Genomic DNA, 13,141 nt, shown 5'->3' on the forward strand with positions numbered 1-13,141 from the left:
TCAATGTATCATGCGAGCGCGCGCTGCCGCGCGCCGAATATTGCGTTGCGCCTCCAGCGTTAACGCCATATCTCTGCGCGGGACGTCGGAGGCCGCCCCGCAGCGCTGCGCCTGGGCTCCGCTTCCACGACCTTCTGGCATCGCGAGCGCGACCATCGTGCCTCGCCCGGTCCCGCCGACGGAGACATCATGGCCGCCGACATCCGCGCCTTCACCTGCCTGTCCGACAATTTCGGCTATCTGATCCATGACCCTGCGACCGGTGCGACTGCCTCGATCGACGCCCCCGAGGCCGGACCGATCGTCCGGCAATTGGACGCCGAAGGCTGGACGCTCACCGACATCCTGATCACGCATCATCATCACGACCATGTCGGCGGCGTCGCCGAGCTCAAGCAGAAATATGGCTGCCGGGTGGTCGCGCCGCACGACAAGACGACGGCGATCGCCAACGTCGACCTGCGCGTCGCCCATGGCGATGTCGTGAAGATCGGCGAGCTGCTCGCGCGCGTGCTGGAAACGCCCGGCCATACGCTCGACCACGTCTCCTACGTGTTCGACGCCGACAAGGCGTTGTTTGCGGCCGACACGCTGTTCTCGGTCGGCTGCGGCCGCGTGTTCGAAGGCACCTATCCGATGATGTGGGACTCGCTTCTCAAGCTGCGCGCGCTGCCGGACGACTTCCGGCTCTATTGCGGTCACGAATACACAGCCTCGAACGTCAAATTCGCGCTCACCGTCGACGGAGACAACGAGGCGCTGAAGGCTCGCGCCGAGGAAGTCACGCGGCTCCGTGCCGCCAACCGGCCGACCATTCCGTCGCTGCTCGGCGACGAGAAGACCGCCAACGTGTTCCTGCGCGCCGACGATCCGGCCGTCGCTTTGCGGCTGCGCATGAAGGGCGCCAGCGCCGAGCAGGTGTTCGGCGAGCTGCGCGAGCGCAAGAACAAGTCGTAAGGCTGAGGAAGACGATGACCACGCTCTCGGCTGCCGACATCATCGCGCGCCTTGGTCTGCAGCCGCATCCGGAGGGCGGACATTTTCGCGAGACCTTCCGCGATCGGGCCGTGGACGCCTCCGGCCGCGCCGCGTCGACCCTGATCTATTTCCTGCTCGCCCGCGGCGAGCGTTCGCATTGGCACCGTGTCGACGCGGTCGAGACCTGGCACTTCTATGCCGGGGCACCGCTGACCTTGCGGATCGCCGCCGAAGGCCTGGCGCCGCAAACGACGACGCTGGGGATCGACCTCGCAGCCGGCCAGCAACCGCAGGCGGTCGTCCCTGCCCATGCCTGGCAAGCCGCCGAGAGCACCGGCGATTGGACGCTGGTGGGCTGCACGGTGGCGCCGGGCTTCATGTTCGAAGGATTCGAACTCGCGCCGCCCGGCTGGGAGCCGGAGGTCTGAGTCAGGCGCTCGCGCCCGCGACCTTCGCGGCGGGCTCGGCAAAGCGCTGGCGCTCCTGGGCGAGGAAGCCGGAAATCGCGTCGGCCGGCATCGGCTTCGCGAAGTAGTAGCCTTGGATGTAGTCCGCGCCCAAACGCCGGAGGCTGTCGAGCTGCTCCTTGGTCTCGACACCTTCGACCACACACGAGATTTCCATGTCGGCGCAGAGGCCGGTCAGCGACTTGATGATCTTGTGGCTGATCGGGTTGGCATTGACGTCGCTCACGAAACTGCGGTCGACCTTGAGCTTGTCGAGCGGCAGCCGGTGAACGTGGCTGAGCGACGAGTAGCCGGTGCCGAAATCGTCCAACGAGATGCCGCAACCGATCGCCTTCAGCGCCGCGATCGACTGCTCGGCGCGGGCGAAATCAAAGGTGACGGCGGTCTCCGTGATCTCGAACTCGATTCGGCGCGGCGGAACGCCGCTGGCATGAATGACCGCCAGCAGTGGAAGAACACCGTCCGGCGAACAGATGTCGTGCGCGGAGAGATTGAACGACACGCGAATGTCGTCCGGCCAGGTCCGCGCCGCCGCGAGCGCCTTGACCAGCAGACAGCGCGTCAGGCTGCGGATGACGCCGATCCGCTCGGCCGCCGGGATGAAGCTTGCGGGCGACACCGTCCCCAGCTTGGGGCTGTGCCAGCGCGCCAGCACCTCGAATCCGGTGGTGCGCGAATTCGTCGCGTCCATGATCGGCTGAAACGCCAGATCCATCTCGGCTTCGAAATCGGCCGTGCGCAACAGGTGCTCGATCACGCTGCGGCTGCGGATCTCCGCCTCGAGCTCGGTCGAGAAGATGATGGCCTGGCCGCGGGCGCGGCGCTTGGCGTGGTAGAGCGCATAGTCGGCGCATTCGTACAGCGCATCCGCGGCCATGGCCGAGCGCGGATATAGCGCAAAGCCGGTCGAGCACGACAGGCCGGTATGCGTCGTGTCGAACTGATAGGGCAGCTTGATCAGCTCGGTGATCTGCCGTCCGAGGTTGAGCAGATCGTCGTCCGTGGGGTTGCCGGCGACCACCAGTCCGAACTCGTCGCCGCCGAGTCGGGCGAGATGGACCTGGCCGCCATGGCCGGCACAGGCGTCGCGGACGCGGCGCGCGGCCTCCATCAGCACGCGGTCGCCGACCGTATGTCCGTAGGTGTCGTTGATCGGCTTGAAGCCGTCGAGATCGATGATGCCGACGGCGAGCCGCGTGCCGTCCCGCTCGGCCTCGGCGAATGCCTGCGTGAGCTCCGAGAAGAAGCGGCGGCGATTGGGCAGATCGGTCAGCGCGTCCAAATTGGCGAGGCGGAAGTTTTCATCCGACAGCGCTTGCGTCGCGGCCTGCTCCGCGAGCAGCGATTTGCGGCTGGCGACGAGCGCGGCGAAATCCCGATAGTAGATGAACAGCACCGTGACCATGGCGCCGGACACGAGCAACTGATTGACCGCGATCGCACGCAGCGCGTGAACGCCTGTGGACATGAAGAAGATGACGTAGGGGACGATGACCACGAGGGTCACGATCAGCGCCGCGGAGCGCAAATGCATCAGGCAGAAGATGATGCCGATGACCGTGACCGCCATGTAGAACGCGACCTGCCCCTTGGCGAACGGATCGCCATAGGGAAACAACGCGAATGACCAGACGACGAACAGCGCCCCGATCGGGCCGGCGATCCGGTTGGTGACGCGCAGGTTGCGCAGCACCTCGGCGTCGTTGCTGGCGGCCTCGCCCTGCCGCAGCCACCACAGCATCCGCGCGCCGGTAATCGTCGATAGCAGGGCCGGCACCGAAATCGTGAGCCACGTCGGCGCCAGCGGCAGGAAGGTGTAGGCGAGCGCCAGGCTGTTGGTGATGAGAATGAAATAGAGCAGCGGCACCTGCTTCGAGAACGCCTGGAACTGCGCGCGCGTCAGCTCGGGATTGTCGGCGGGGACGCGAAACAACTCCCCCGCGCGGGCCATGTAACGTCTCACGTCCGGCATCGCCGCCCCGTTGTCAGCACCATTTGCCGCGAACTATCGCGCGGGACGGGTAAAGGGCGGGTTAGGTGCAGACCGCGCCAAACCGTAATCGGCGGTTGTGAGCTACCGGCCGGCGCGCTGGTTTTGCGCACGGTTAAGTGCGCATCAAGGATAACCGGCGGATTCGGGCCGCCGTACCGAAGTCCGCATGCGAGCGGGCACCGCCTGACTTTCGCTCAACCTGACGCGGTCAGCGCTTGCGCAGAAGGAACATGTCCTTGGCCGCGACCAGACCGCCGCCGGCGATCAGCAGCGCCGCCACGGCGATGGTCGCGCTCGGCCGCGCGTAGCCGGCAACGATCAGGAACGCCGTCGACAGCAGCGGCGTCGCATAGGACGCCGCACCGAGCACCCGAATGTCGCCCCGCTTCATGCCGATGTCCCAGGCGTAGAACGCAGCACCCACCGGGCCGATGCCGAGACCGGCAACAGCGAGCCACTGCGTCGGGCTGTCGGGCCAGACCGTTCGCTCGACCGCAACATGGACCAGGGCCGCCAGCGCGGACGTCGCCAGGCAGAAGCCGGCGACCGCATCGGTCGGCACCGCCTTCAGACGACGCGAGAGCACCGAATAGATCGCCCACACGAACGCCGCGACGAAGGCGGCCGCAAGCCCCGGCAACTGGCTCGCAGCGAAGCTCGCACCGTTGCCGAGCAACAGCAGCGCGGTTCCGACGAGACCGATCGCGGCGCCGATGACGTGATGGACCGCCAGGCGCTCGCCCGGCAGGAAGGCCGAGAACAGCACGATCAGCAGCGGCCAGAGATAGTTCAGCAGCCCGGCTTCCGCCGGCGGCGCGAAGCGCAGCGCCAGGAAATACAGCGCGTGATAGCCGAACAGGCCGCCGACGCCCACGGCCCACGCCCTCGCCGGCTGCCGCAACACCTGCAGCCCATCCGGTCGACGCAACACACTGAGCAGGCCGACCGCGCCGCCGACAGCAAAGGTCATTGCCGCAAGCTGGAAGGCGGGGATCGTACCCGTCGCCACCGTCAACAAGGCGAGCAGCGACCACATCAGGATCGCGGTCAGACCGATCAGGGTCGCAGTTCGCTGGGACATCAGGCGGCAGGCTCCGTCACGGCCGGCTCATGCCGGCCACCCACGCCTTCGTCCGTGCGGGGAGCGTCCAAGACGTGAATGCCCGCGGCGAGCGCGGGCGTTCGATTTCCTTAACCGCAGAAGGCGGCCGGAGGCAACGCCGCCGGCGCGGATCACACCATGTACTGGCCGCCATTGACCGACAGCGTCGAGCCGGTGATGGCTCCCGCCTCATCCGCCGCGAGGAACACCACGGCGCGCGCGATCTCCTCGGGCTCGCCGAGGCGCCCCACCGGAATCAGCGGCAGAATGGCTTTCTCGAGCACGTCCTTCGGCACCGCCTGCACCATTTCGGTGTTGATGTAGCCCGGGCAGATCACGTTGACGGTGATGCCGGCCTTGGCCGTCTCCAGCGCGAGCGCCTTGGTGAAGCCGATGTCGCCGGCCTTCGCCGCGGAGTAGTTGACCTGCCCGAACTGGCCCTTCTGGCCGTTGATCGAGGAGATGTTGATGATGCGGCCGAACTTGCGCGCGCGCATGCCCTCGATGACCGGGCGGGTCATGTTGAACAGCGAGCCGAGATTGGTGTTGATGACGGCGCTCCACTGCTCGAGCGTCATTTTGTGGAAGGCCGTGTCACGGGTGATGCCGGCATTGTTGATCAGCACGTCGATGGGACCGAGATCGGCCTCGACCTTCTTGATGCCTTCGCCGCAGGCCTCGAACGAGCTGACGTCCCATTTGTAGACGGGGATCTCCGTCTCGCTCTTGAACTTCTCCGCAGCGGCATCGTTGCCGCCGTAATTCGCCGCGACCTTGTATCCCGCCGCCTTCAGCGCCTTGCTGATCGCCGCTCCGATACCGCGCGTCCCCCCGGTCACCAACGCCACACGTGCCATGTCGAATCCTTCCCTCGATGACTGATCGCACAGGACAACCTCTGGCTGCCACCGTGCATACCGTTGTTATTGGATCATGAAACGTCGTGCGACGATCAACTTGCCGCATGACCATCGATGCTCGCTCAACTCCATTTTTTTAGTGGTCGATTATGCGACGTGTTTGACGGACATCAAGAACAAAACGCCCGGCGAGATCGCCGGGCGTTGATCTTTAGTTGAGCTGGACGCGATTGCGAAGACTGAACGGTTCGCAGTCAGTGCCGGCTTTTTAGTCGCGTGCGACGCACAGCGCGATGCCCATGCCGCCGCCGATGCACAGCGTCGCGAGGCCCTTCTTGGCGTCGCGCTTCTGCATCTCATGCAGCAGGGTCACGAGCACGCGCGCGCCGGATGCACCGATTGGATGGCCGATCGCGATCGCACCGCCGTTGACGTTGACCTTGGCCGGATCCCAGCCGAGGTCCTTGTTCACGGCACAGGCCTGCGCGGCGAACGCCTCGTTGGCTTCGATCAGGTCGAGGTCGGCGATATTCCAGCCGGCCTTCTTCAGCGCCGTGCGCGACGCCGGGATCGGGCCGGTGCCCATGATCTTCGGGTCGACGCCGGCCTGTCCCCAGGACACGATCCGGGCGAGCGGGGTCTTGCCTTCTTTGGCGGCCTGCTTGGCGGTCATCAGCACCACGGCCGCTGCGCCGTCATTGATGCCCGACGCGTTGCCGGCGGTGACCGTGCCGTCCTTCTCGAATGCCGCACGCAGCTTGGCCATGGCCTCGACCGTCGCGCCATGACGCGGGTATTCGTCGGTGTCGACCACGGTGTCGCCCTTGCGGCTCTTGACCGTCACCGGCGCGATCTCGTCCTTGAACCTGCCGGATTTCTGAGCGGCCTCGGCCTTGTTCTGCGATGCAACGGCGAACTCGTCCTGCTGCGCGCGGGTGATCTGATATTGCTTCGCAACGTTCTCGGCGGTGTTGCCCATGTGATAGCCGTTGAAGGCATCCCACAGACCATCCTTGATCATCGTGTCGACCAGGTCGAGCGAGCCCATCTTCACGCCGGCGCGCAGGTATTGCGCATGCGCCGCCATGCTCATCGACTCCTGGCCGCCGGCAACCACGATGTCGGAGTCGCCATTGACAAGCGCCTGGTAGCCCAGCGCGACGGAGCGCAGGCCCGAGCCGCACAGCTGGTTGATGCCCCAGGCCGGGCTTTCCACCGGAATGCCGGCGGCGATCGAGGCCTGACGGGCCGGGTTCTGGCCCTGAGCTGCGGTCAGGATCTGCCCCAGAATGACTTCGGACACACGGCCCGGCTCGATGCCGGCGCGTTCCAGTGCGGCCTTGATGGCGACAGCGCCCAGCTCATGGGCCGGAACACTGGCAAAGGCACCGTTGAAGCTTCCAACCGGGGTACGGGCGGCGCTGACGATGACGACATCGTCTGACATGGGCATCTCCTGGGGTTCTTGATCTTGGACGTGAAAGCGAGGGCTTGAGAACTTGAGGGTATTTGAAATGAAAATGATCTTTTCAGTTCACGGTCGTGCCGGCCGTCCGCAAGCCCCGGATTGGCGAGTGCGAAAGCTTCGCGCTTCATCCTGTTAACGTCGTTGCGACATGTCAATTGGCGGCATCAGCAATTCCTGTTGCAGCGCATTCAAATTGGGATGCTTGGCCGTTTCGTGAGCAAGATTTCTGCTGCGGGATTAACCGTTCCGCACAAAACCGTAGCCGAACTCGCCCGAAAGTGATTACGTTATTGCATTGCGTAGCTCTTCGCCCTGCGGCGACGCCGCCGGGTTCCCTGTTCTCGGTTTGCATGTGTGAGCTCATGGCGAAATCTGACCAACCCACCACAATCAAGAAATACGCGAACCGGCGGCTCTACAATACCGGGACGAGTACCTACGTGACCCTCGAAGATCTTGCCTCGATGGTTAAGAACGGGGAGGATTTCCTGGTCTACGACGCCAAGACCGGCGACGACATCACGCGCTCCGTACTCGCCCAGATCATCTTCGAACAGGAGAACAAGGCCGGCCAGAACCTGCTGCCGACCACGTTCCTGCGTCAGCTCATCCGCTTCTACGGCGACAGCATGCAGATGGTGGTGCCGAAATACCTTGAGCAGTCGATCGATACCCTGACCAGAGAGCAGGAAAAGTTCCGCAAGCAGATCGCTGACACCTTCAGTGGGACGCCATTCGCGCCGCTCGAGGAGCAGGTGCGCCGCAACATGGAGCTGTTCCAGCAGACCTTCTCGATGTTCAAGCCGTTCGCGCCGCCGGCCCGCGGGGAGGAAAAGGCGGCCGAGCCGACCCCGGCCGCCGACGACAACATCGACGAGCTGCGTCGTCAGATGAAGGAAATGCAGGACCGGCTCGACCGCATGTCCGAGCCGAAGAAGGACGAGCAGCAAGGCTGACGCCGAAGGCCGGCGGCCGATCAGCTCGCCGCCGGCAACTCGACGGTGCCGTTACCGATCCACGGCCGATCGACCGAGGCGAGGCCGATCACCCGGCCCTGGATGTAGTCGCAGCCCCAGTCGCGCAGCAGCGCGACCGACGCCTCGTCCTGCACCCATTCCGCGACCGTCTTGATCTGCAGCCGTCGCGCCAGCTCGACCAGCGTCTGCACGAAGGCGCGGTCGTCAGCCGAGCGCACGAGATTCTGCACGAAGGCGCCGTCGATCTTGACGATGTCGACGCCGAGCTTGCGCAGATTGCGGAACGAGGTGTGTCCGGCGCCGAAATCATCGATGGCAATTCGGCTGCCGAGATCTTTCAGCCGCGTCACGAAGCCGCGGAGATCGTCGACGTCCTGGATCTCGACCGTCTCGGTGATCTCGACGATCAGCCGTTCGGCGACCCCCGGATGGGCGCGCATCATGGACTCGATCGAGGCCCACCAGTCCGGATCCATGGTGGTCTCAGGCGAGATGTTGAGGCTCAGGGTGACGTCGGGCGTGCTCGCAAGCTCCGCCACCACCAGCTCCAGAATGCGGTGATCGACCAGACGGATCAGGCCGAGACGTTCGGCGACCGGCACGACGTCCGGCGCCAGGAGGGCCCGACCGTCATCCTGGCGCATCCGCACCAGGCATTCATAGAAGGCGGGCGCAAGCGTGTTGGCATTCACCACCGGCTCGAACGCCGTGACGATGCGCCGCTCATTGAGCGCGGTCACGATCTCATCGGTGACGCGGATGTTGACCTTGCGCTGCGCGTCGCGCTCCACGTTCGGCCGCCAGGTCGAGAACGATCCGATGCGGCGGCGCTTGGCGGCGTCGAGCGTCTCATGGGCGCGGTTGACCGCCTCCTCGACCGAGCGGGCGTGACGGGGAACGCTGACTGCGCCGATCGTCGCGGTGACGGCGACCGGACCAGACTTGGTCGGCACCACCTCGTCGCGCACCGTCGCGAGGAAGCGTTCGGCGGCGGTGTTCATGTCGTCCATCGTACAGTTCTTCAGGATCAACCCGAACTTGTTGCCCGAGAACCGCCCGAGCGTGTCGCCGCCGCGGAGCCGGCCCCGGATGCGCTGGGCGATCTCCAGCACGACGCCGTCGGCGACGTCGAAGCCGAAGGCGTCGTTGATGCGCGCGAGATGATCGATGCCGACCAGCATGAAGGCGCAGGAGAAGCGGAAGCGCTGCGACTCCTCGATCACCTCGGCAAGCGTCGCCAACAGGTGCGTCCGGTTCAGCTCGCCGGTCAGCGGATCGTGGCGTGACAGCTTGAGCAGTTGCTCCTCGCGGGCGTGGCGCTCGTTGTTGATCCGCACGATGCCCTGGGCACGCGATGGCCGCCCATCGGGGCCGGCGAACCAGCAGCCGGTCTCCTCGACCCAGATCAGCGGCGCACCGGCGTGGGTGCGCACGCCATATTCGATCCGGTACGGCGTGCCGGCGGCGCCATGCAGCGGCGCCGCCTGGTGCATGATCTCGGAGCGGATGCTGCGGTCCGGCTCGATCAGCTTGCTGAATTCGGCGCCGTTGCAGAGTTGCGGCAGCGGAACGTCGGCAAACACCGCCCCGACGTGATCGCTCCAGACGATCACGTCGCTCGCCAGATCCCAGACGAAGGCAGCTTGGCCCAGGGACGCCAGGATCATCGCGGTCTGTGGCAGTTCGGATGTCAAGATCGCCTCGTTTCGGCACAGGCCGGCAAGACCGGCGCTGATTTGGGAACGGCCGACGCGCATCTGCGCGAGCGGCGGCGGCCGACTTCGCGAATCAGACTACGCATCTCTGGTTAACGGAGAGCATGCCGAGGCGACGGGCGCGTGTCCGAGACGCGTCAACCATCTTTGGAACGTACAACGCCCGACGCGCTTGGAACGGCATTGGCTTTGCGAGTTGGAATGGCGAAAGGCTCCGGCGTCCCATAACGTGACACGCGCGCCGGTAATGGTTGGGCAATGTTAACGATTGATCAGGACGAGGGCCGCCTGGACCGAACGGAGGAGACGTCGCGCTCGGTCGTGCTGCTGCCGGCCGGCACCAGCGACGAGCATCGCGCGCGCATGGTCCGCGCCTCCCGCCCCGACGCCAGCTTCGTCACCCATCTGATCGCGACCGCCGAGCAACTGCCACAGACCCGCACGCTGAGGCGTGCCGCGCCGGCAGACGTACACAACGCCTATGCGGCGAGGCTTCAGCCGGTGACGCGGGCCGTCGGCCGGACCCGGCAGGTGATCTGAGCGCGGCTCGCCTGCGCGTCAGGCCTTTGGCGTGTCGGTTTTTGGCGGCTCATGGGCCCCCGGGCCGGTCACCTCGGCCTGCAACTCCGGGGCGGCGCCTTTCGGCTCCGCAGCAGCCGGTCGGGGCACCGAGCGATCGAGCAGCACCGATTCGGCGACCGAGGCCGCTGCCGGCACGGCATCGGTGGACTCCTCGTCGGGTGCAGGAGGGGCAGCGGCATCCGCCGGCTGAAGCTCCGCCCTGGCCGGTTCTTTGGCCGATTCTTCGATCAGCTCGGGCTCGGGATCAGAGATGGGCACGTCGGCAGGAACCGGCGCGGGAGCAGGCGCGGCTACGACGGCGCGGGCGGCGCGCTTGGTGCGCAGCGAGATGCCGCCGAAGAAATCGACCATCGCCAGCAGGGTCAGCATCAGAAAGGTCGAATTCCCGAACTTCTGCCACATCACGAATTCCGCCGCGGCGCCGCCGAAGACCAGCAGCGACAGCAGATGATCGGTCAGATATTTCCCGTTCGGCTTCGCCGCCTTGATGATTTCGAGCAGCAGCAGCAGCACGCCCAGGCCCAGCAGCATGTCGCCGAGCGAGATCGTCCAGATCTCGCCGGACGGAAGCTGAAGGCGCAGCAGCGTCTCGCTGAAGGCGACCCCCGGCATCAGGAAGACGATCATGTTGTAGATCGCCAGCGGGATCAGCAGCAGCGGGAAACCGACCATGGACATCGGTTGAAGCCTTGGATGGCGCGGGCGGCGGCCCGGCGCAAAATCAATCGGTGCGAAGATGATGACAGCGAGACGGGATCACGCGGCACAGATACGCAGCGGTCCCGGCGAATCACGTCGCACGGGACCGCTTTCAACCCCATCGATGGCCGAATTCGGGCAGCTTGGAAAGCGGCCCGCGCGGACAATCAGGCGTCTTTCTTCTTCAGAACCTGGCGGCCCTTGTACATGCCGGTCTTCAGGTCCAGGTGGTGCGGACGACGCAGCTCGCCGGAATCCTTGTCCTCGACATAGGTCGGCTTCTTGATGGCGTCAGCCGAGCGGCGCATGCCGCGGCGCGACGGCGAAGTTTTTCTTCTGGGGACGGCCATATCGGTATCCTCTAGGGGTATTTCGGAAGGCATCGTCCGCAAAGGACGGCTGCAGCCATGAAGCTGGCGAGCCCGGATGCCGATCAAGGCCGCGCTTATAGAGGAAGGGGTGCGGCATGGCTAGGGCTCTCCGAGGCATTTTTGGCCAAAATTGCGCCCGCTCGGGTCTCAACGCCGCTCCCCCCAGCAGGTCTGCAGGCTGGAGGCCTGGGCCCGCACCATGTAGGTCGCCGACAGCCGCCGCACGCCCGGCCCCGGAGCCCGGGCACTGCGCCGGACGGGGTTCGGCAGGATCGAGGCCATCAGGGCCGCCTCGCGCGGGCCGAGCCCCGCGGCGGAGCGGTTGAAGGCGTAATTTGCGCCCGCCTCGACGCCGAACTGGCCGGATGGGCCAAGCTCGGCGATGTTGAGATAGATCTCGAGAATGCGCCGCTTGCTGAGCACGAGATCGATCCACAGCGCCAGCGGCAGTTCCAGCGCCTTGCGGACATAGCTGCGGCCCTGCCAGAGGAACAGGTTCTTGGCAACCTGCTGGGTGATGGTCGAGCCGCCGCGGCCAACCTCGCCGTCCTCGGCGTCGTCCATGACCTCCCGCAGCGCTCCCCAGTCGATGCCGTGATGGGCACAAAATTTGGCATCCTCCGCGGCCACCACAGAGCGGGGCAAATACGGCGACATCGCCGAGAGGTCGATCCAGTGCCGCGTTACCGGCTGCCCCGTCACCGACCGCCACAGCATCAGGGTCGAGACGGGGTGACCCACGGCATAGAACGGCGTCAGCGCGTAGGGCACGAGCAGCACCAGCACGACGATCAGGAGGATGGTTCTGACGGTACGCAAGGGCAGGCGTCGCTCGGGTTCGACCGCCGCGGCGGCGGACAATTGGCCGGGATTATCCGACATCTCGATGTGGTTTCCTGCTTTTTTCCGCCGTTGCGGCCGAAAGCCGCCACCGCTCCGGCAATTGACGAAGTCGCCGCCATCAACGATTGTCCGGCGAATTTTGCCCCTGGAGCTCTTGTTAAATGACTGCGACGGCCCTCACCGACTTCACCCAACGCCTGGACAAGACCGCGGAAGAGACCGAAGCCCTGCTCGGCGAGCTCCTCGGCGATGCGCCGCTGGCGGACGAGATCATCAGGCCGAAGCGGCTGATCGAGTCGATGCGCTATTCGAGCCTCAACGGCGGCAAGCGGCTGCGCCCGTTCCTGGTGGTCGAGAGCGCTGCCGTGTTCGGCGTGCCCCGGCGGGGCGCGCTGATGGCGGGCGCGGCGCTCGAATGCATCCACTGCTATTCCCTGATCCATGACGACCTGCCGGCGATGGACAATTCCGACCTGCGCCGGGGACGTCCGACCCTGCACAAGGCCTATGACGACGCCACCGCGATCCTGGCGGGCGACGCGCTGCTGACCATCGCCTTCGACATCATCACCCGCGACGAGATCCATGCCGACGCCGGCGTCCGGCTGGCGCTGACTCGGGCGCTGGCCCGCTGCGCCGGTGTCGGCGGCATGGCCGGCGGCCAGATCCTCGATCTTGCCGGCGAGGGCCGGTTCGGCGACCGCGACCCGGTCGACGTCGCCCGCGTGCAGCAGATGAAGACCGGCGCCCTGCTCCGCTTCGGCTGCATCGCCGGCGCCCTGCTCGGCCAGGCCTCGGCAGCCGAGTACCAGGCGCTCGACGATTACGGCCGGGCGCTGGGCGAAGCCTTCCAGATTGCCGACGACCTGCTCGACGTCGAGGGCGATGCCGCGACGCTCGGCAAGCCGGCCGGCGCCGACGCCGAGCTCGGCAAGACCACTTTCGTCACCCAGCTCGGCGTCGAGGGCGCCAGGCAGCGCGTCCGCGACCTCCTCGCCCGCGGCGATGCCGCGCTGTCGATCTTCGGCGCCAAGGGCGACGTGCTGCGGGCCGCCGCCCACTTCGTCGCCGAGCGCAAGAGCTGAG

At 66.0% G+C, this 13,141-nt stretch carries 13 protein-coding genes; 5 read left to right on the top strand and 8 right to left on the bottom strand.

Features of this window, described 5'->3' with window-relative positions:
• Positions 1 to 189 precede the first annotated feature (189 nt).
• Together gloB and QX135_RS00585 are read left to right on the top strand one after the other, a co-directional pair.
• Positions 190 to 957, top strand: coding sequence for a hydroxyacylglutathione hydrolase (gloB, locus tag QX135_RS00580; RefSeq protein ID WP_316177635.1), 768 nt, complete (start codon positions 190 to 192; stop codon positions 955 to 957).
• Between the two features lie 14 nt (positions 958 to 971).
• Entirely contained in the window at positions 972 to 1,406 is a 435-nt protein-coding gene (locus QX135_RS00585; RefSeq protein ID WP_316177636.1) for a cupin domain-containing protein, read from the top strand.
• A gap of 1 nt (position 1,407) precedes the next feature.
• Here the strand turns inward: QX135_RS00585 and QX135_RS00590 are convergent, their stop codons facing one another.
• The 4 genes from QX135_RS00590 to QX135_RS00605 all read right to left on the bottom strand — a co-directional run bounded on the left by QX135_RS00590 (position 1,408) and on the right by QX135_RS00605 (position 6,847).
• Positions 1,408 to 3,417, bottom strand: coding sequence for a putative bifunctional diguanylate cyclase/phosphodiesterase (locus QX135_RS00590; protein ID WP_315735270.1), 2,010 nt, complete (start codon positions 3,415 to 3,417; stop codon positions 1,408 to 1,410).
• A 229-nt stretch (positions 3,418 to 3,646) separates the two neighbouring features.
• Complete coding sequence (locus tag QX135_RS00595; RefSeq protein WP_315735272.1) at positions 3,647 to 4,519, bottom strand: DMT family transporter; 873 nt, start codon at positions 4,517 to 4,519, stop codon at positions 3,647 to 3,649.
• 152 nt (positions 4,520 to 4,671) lie between these two features.
• Positions 4,672 to 5,397 (bottom strand): beta-ketoacyl-ACP reductase, encoded by a 726-nt coding sequence (locus QX135_RS00600; RefSeq protein WP_315715178.1) that lies wholly within the window; start codon positions 5,395 to 5,397, stop codon positions 4,672 to 4,674.
• Between the two features lie 271 nt (positions 5,398 to 5,668).
• Positions 5,669 to 6,847 (bottom strand): acetyl-CoA C-acetyltransferase, encoded by a 1,179-nt coding sequence (locus tag QX135_RS00605; protein WP_315775712.1) that lies wholly within the window; start codon positions 6,845 to 6,847, stop codon positions 5,669 to 5,671.
• A gap of 383 nt (positions 6,848 to 7,230) precedes the next feature.
• Here QX135_RS00605 and phaR point away from each other — a divergent pair, with 383 nt between their 5' ends.
• Positions 7,231 to 7,824, top strand: coding sequence for a polyhydroxyalkanoate synthesis repressor PhaR (gene phaR / locus QX135_RS00610; RefSeq protein WP_315735740.1), 594 nt, complete (start codon positions 7,231 to 7,233; stop codon positions 7,822 to 7,824).
• A 20-nt stretch (positions 7,825 to 7,844) separates the two neighbouring features.
• Here phaR and QX135_RS00615 read toward each other — a convergent pair whose 3' ends face one another.
• On the bottom strand, positions 7,845 to 9,512 hold the full coding sequence (locus QX135_RS00615; protein ID WP_315735742.1) for a bifunctional diguanylate cyclase/phosphodiesterase: 1,668 nt from the start codon (positions 9,510 to 9,512) through the stop codon (positions 7,845 to 7,847).
• 306 nt (positions 9,513 to 9,818) lie between these two features.
• Here QX135_RS00615 and QX135_RS00620 point away from each other — a divergent pair, with 306 nt between their 5' ends.
• Positions 9,819 to 10,100 (top strand): hypothetical protein, encoded by a 282-nt coding sequence (locus tag QX135_RS00620; protein ID WP_315756875.1) that lies wholly within the window; start codon positions 9,819 to 9,821, stop codon positions 10,098 to 10,100.
• An 18-nt stretch (positions 10,101 to 10,118) separates the two neighbouring features.
• Here the strand turns inward: QX135_RS00620 and QX135_RS00625 are convergent, their stop codons facing one another.
• The 3 genes from QX135_RS00625 to QX135_RS00635 all read right to left on the bottom strand — a co-directional run bounded on the left by QX135_RS00625 (position 10,119) and on the right by QX135_RS00635 (position 12,031).
• Positions 10,119 to 10,820 carry a hypothetical protein gene (locus tag QX135_RS00625; protein WP_316177638.1) on the bottom strand — a complete coding sequence of 234 codons (702 nt, stop codon included), beginning with the start codon at positions 10,818 to 10,820 and terminating at the stop codon, positions 10,119 to 10,121.
• 188 nt (positions 10,821 to 11,008) lie between these two features.
• Positions 11,009 to 11,191, bottom strand: a complete 183-nt coding sequence (gene rpmF, locus QX135_RS00630; RefSeq protein WP_006610266.1) for a 50S ribosomal protein L32 — start codon at positions 11,189 to 11,191, stop codon at positions 11,009 to 11,011.
• Between the two features lie 168 nt (positions 11,192 to 11,359).
• A complete protein-coding gene (locus QX135_RS00635; RefSeq protein ID WP_316177882.1) occupies positions 11,360 to 12,031 on the bottom strand; it encodes a transglycosylase domain-containing protein in 672 nt (223 codons plus the stop codon).
• A 185-nt stretch (positions 12,032 to 12,216) separates the two neighbouring features.
• Here QX135_RS00635 and QX135_RS00640 point away from each other — a divergent pair, with 185 nt between their 5' ends.
• Complete coding sequence (locus tag QX135_RS00640; protein WP_315756873.1) at positions 12,217 to 13,140, top strand: farnesyl diphosphate synthase; 924 nt, start codon at positions 12,217 to 12,219, stop codon at positions 13,138 to 13,140.
• Position 13,141: the final 1 nt, after the last annotated feature.

Origin of the sequence: Bradyrhizobium sp. SZCCHNR1098 (genome assembly GCF_032489375.1) — a bacterium.
GTDB lineage: Bacteria > Pseudomonadota > Alphaproteobacteria > Rhizobiales > Xanthobacteraceae > Bradyrhizobium.

Excerpts from the sequence above, each read along its gene's own strand:
- gloB (WP_316177635.1), top strand. The coding sequence starts at position 190 with ATGGCCGCCGACATCCGCGCCTTCACCTGCCTGTCCGACAATTTCGGC.
- QX135_RS00585 (WP_316177636.1), top strand. The coding sequence starts at position 972 with ATGACCACGCTCTCGGCTGCCGACATCATCGCGCGCCTTGGTCTGCAG.
- QX135_RS00590 (WP_315735270.1), bottom strand. The coding sequence starts at position 3,417 with ATGCCGGACGTGAGACGTTACATGGCCCGCGCGGGGGAGTTGTTTCGC.
- QX135_RS00595 (WP_315735272.1), bottom strand. The coding sequence starts at position 4,519 with ATGTCCCAGCGAACTGCGACCCTGATCGGTCTGACCGCGATCCTGATG.
- QX135_RS00600 (WP_315715178.1), bottom strand. The coding sequence starts at position 5,397 with ATGGCACGTGTGGCGTTGGTGACCGGGGGGACGCGCGGTATCGGAGCG.
- QX135_RS00605 (WP_315775712.1), bottom strand. The coding sequence starts at position 6,847 with ATGTCAGACGATGTCGTCATCGTCAGCGCCGCCCGTACCCCGGTTGGA.
- phaR (WP_315735740.1), top strand. The coding sequence starts at position 7,231 with ATGGCGAAATCTGACCAACCCACCACAATCAAGAAATACGCGAACCGG.
- QX135_RS00615 (WP_315735742.1), bottom strand. The coding sequence starts at position 9,512 with ATGATCCTGGCGTCCCTGGGCCAAGCTGCCTTCGTCTGGGATCTGGCG.
- QX135_RS00620 (WP_315756875.1), top strand. The coding sequence starts at position 9,819 with ATGTTAACGATTGATCAGGACGAGGGCCGCCTGGACCGAACGGAGGAG.
- QX135_RS00625 (WP_316177638.1), bottom strand. The coding sequence starts at position 10,820 with ATGTCCATGGTCGGTTTCCCGCTGCTGCTGATCCCGCTGGCGATCTAC.
- rpmF (WP_006610266.1), bottom strand. The coding sequence starts at position 11,191 with ATGGCCGTCCCCAGAAGAAAAACTTCGCCGTCGCGCCGCGGCATGCGC.
- QX135_RS00640 (WP_315756873.1), top strand. The coding sequence starts at position 12,217 with ATGACTGCGACGGCCCTCACCGACTTCACCCAACGCCTGGACAAGACC.